The sequence below is a fragment of the Streptomyces sp. NPDC059875 genome (assembly GCF_042731085.1).
In the GTDB taxonomy this organism is placed as follows: Bacteria; Actinomycetota; Actinomycetes; order Streptomycetales; family Streptomycetaceae; genus Streptomyces.
In genome coordinates, this window is record NZ_JBHWJZ010000007.1 from 1 (window position 1) to 2612 (window position 2612).

Genomic DNA, 2612 nt, shown 5'->3' on the forward strand with positions numbered 1-2612 from the left:
TCGCGTGGGCCTGACCCGCCGCACACCCCCCGACGGCCGGCCCCGAACGGCCGGGCCCTTCGAGGCTTTCCGCGCGACGGGGCGCCGTCAGGACGCCCAGCCGTCGAGGGCGGCGAGGAACGCCGGCACGTCGTCCGCGATCCGTCCGGACGCCGCGAACCGCCGCGACGGCAGCCCCTCGACGACCTTACGGAGCGTCTCCTCCGTCTCCCGTACCACCGGGGAGAAGTCGAGCCGCAGCAGCTTCGCCACCGCGCCCAGCGTGCTGCCCGGCCCGGCGCCGAGCACCTGCCCGGCGCGGGCGCCGGGGGAGACCGGGGCGTCGCCGTCCCGGTCCACGAAGACCACCAGGTCCACCGGAAGCGGCCGGTCCGGCGCCGGACCGGCCCCCGGACGTACCGGGAACATGTACTCCCGGCCCCGGTGGTCCGCGGGCAGCCCCGAGGCGTGCCCGGTCACCGGCGTCCCGGTGACCCGCTCGATCAGCGCCCGGTCGTCGGGGTGCGCCCGGCACTCCCACGCCCCGCTCAGGAACAGCGGTACGACGGCCCGGTCCGCGCTGACGAAGACCAGGTCCTCCGCGATCACCCGCCAGCCGTGGGCGAAGGCCGCCAGACCCAGGGTGCTCTTGCCCGACCCCGAGGCCCCGGCAAGCAGCACGGTGAACCCGTCGTCGCGGGTGACGACCACGCCGTGGATCAGGGCCATCCCGCCGTTCAGCATCAGCGGGGCGATCAGCGCCGTCCGCGACAGCTTGCGCCGGAAGCCCTCGTGGCTCGCCGACACCTCGACGAGCGTGCGGGGCGCGCCGTCCGCGCCGGCCGCCTCGGGCGACGCCGCCAGCAGCCCGGCCGTGCCCGACGCCTCCCGGGCCCGCCAGTGGATCCGGCGGACCTCCCCGCTCTCGCTGTACGAGGCCCAGGGCCCGCCGGGCGCCGGCGGCGGCTCGTCGACCGGCGGGCGGTACGCGTCCGCCGTCCGGACCCGCAGACGCACCGCCGGATCGGGGGACGGGCCGCCGGCGCCGCGGGTCAGCGCCCCGGCGAAGACGTCGAGCCCCGCGACCGGGTCGACCGTGTCCCAGAAGGATGCCGGGGCACCCGGGACGGGGGTGAACTCCCAGTCCACCACGACCCGTTCGGAGGCGAGCCGCCCGGACCCGGCCGCTGCCGGGCGGCCCGGGACGGTCCGGTCCGGGGCGGTCGGGCCCGGGGCGGCCCGACCCAGGGCGGTCGGGCCGGGGACGGTCGGGCCCAGGGCGGTCGGGACCGGGACGGTTGGGCCCAGGGCGGTCGGGACCGGGACGCTCAGGTCACTTGTCACGGTAGGCGGCCTGCCTCGCCATCGTATGGAGCTCGTCGGCCCAGTCCGCGTCCAGCGCGTCGCGGACCGCGGACCGCGCGGTCTCGATGCGCTCCGCGATGACCCGCTCCACCCGGTCGCGCACCCCGGTCCTGATGAGCACCTCGTGCAGCCGGTCGGGGTCCGCGCCGGCCAGATCGTCCCCCACCAGCTCCCTGACCTCGGGCTCGTGGCGCAGGGCGGTCGACATGAGCAGCGTCATCTTGTGCTGCTTGAAGTCCAGCTGGGCGGGCTTGCCGATCACGTCGGAGCTGCCGAACGCGTCCAGCAGGTCGTCCCTGAGCTGGAACGCCTCGCCGAGCGCGAGGCCGTACTCCTCGAAGACGGGGCGCAGCCCCTGCGCGCCGGCGAGCTCGGCGCCCATCGCCAGCGGCCGGTAGACCGTGTAGCGGCCGGACTTGAACAGCGCGATCCAGCTGGAGAGCTCGGGGTCGGGCACGAAACGGGCGGCGGCCCGCACGTCCAGGAACTGACCGATCATCAGCTCCGTGCACAGCTCGCCCCAGATGCGCCGGGCGTGCGGCGGGCAGTCGGCGAGCAGCCGCTCCGCGTACACCAGCGCGAGATCGCCGGCGAGGACGGCCACGCTCTCGCCGTACCGGCGGGGCTCGCCGCGCCAGTCGCGCTCCGTGTGCAGCGTCGAGTGCAGGACGTGCGCGGTCGGCTCGTTGCGGCGCAGCCCCGAGTCGTCCATGACGTCGTCGTGGAGCAGCGCGAAGGTGTGCAGCAGCTCCAGGGCCGCCGCCACGTCGACGACGACCTGCGCCTCCGGGTCCCCGCCGCCGGCGAGGTAGCCGGCGACGCAGAAGGCGGGGCGCAGGCGCTTGCCCCCGCTGCCCACCATGCGGCTCACGCAGTCGATCAGTTCGGCCGAATCAGCGTTGAGCGCCGCCCAGGAACGGCGCTCCTCGGCGAGGAATTCATGAATGCGTCGCTCGACCCGCGCCAAGATGCGGTCGCGTGATTCGCGGACGGCGACACCAGTGAATTCGTGACTCACTGGGAAGGTAGTGGACATGCGGATCTCCTGATACCGGGTAGACCTCAACACGCTCTTTCTCGCACACCCAAGGGCCCCCGAAAAGAGGCAGCTTGGCGTATAGGCGCTGTCCAGAGGGGGCAGCCGGCCCTGGACTACCGTCCTCGCCAGTGTGCAGACGCTGTCTGCGGAAAAACCACTGACCTGTTTGTTCTTGCGGTGTGCGTCAGGAATTCCCTGCCGTGTGCCCGTAGGTGGATGGCGAGGAATC

General features: G+C 74.1%; 2 protein-coding genes. Both read right to left on the reverse strand.

The annotated features are described in order from the left end of the window. Window positions 1-87 precede the first annotated feature (87 nt). The gene (locus ACFV9D_RS10705) at window positions 88-1323 is read right to left on the reverse strand and encodes a hypothetical protein (RefSeq protein ID WP_385143875.1); all 1236 of its coding nucleotides are present in this window, start codon (window positions 1321-1323) and stop codon (window positions 88-90) included. Beyond that, on the reverse strand, window positions 1313-2380 hold the full coding sequence (locus ACFV9D_RS10710; RefSeq protein WP_385143877.1) for a polyprenyl synthetase family protein: 1068 nt from the start codon (window positions 2378-2380) through the stop codon (window positions 1313-1315). Before ACFV9D_RS10710 ends, ACFV9D_RS10705 begins: the two co-directional genes overlap by 11 nt. Window positions 2381-2612 lie beyond the last annotated feature (232 nt).

Bases quoted from the DNA above. Each gene is read 5' to 3' on its own strand.
- ACFV9D_RS10710 (WP_385143877.1), bottom strand. From the start codon at position 2,380: ATGTCCACTACCTTCCCAGTGAGTCACGAATTCACTGGTGTCGCCGTC.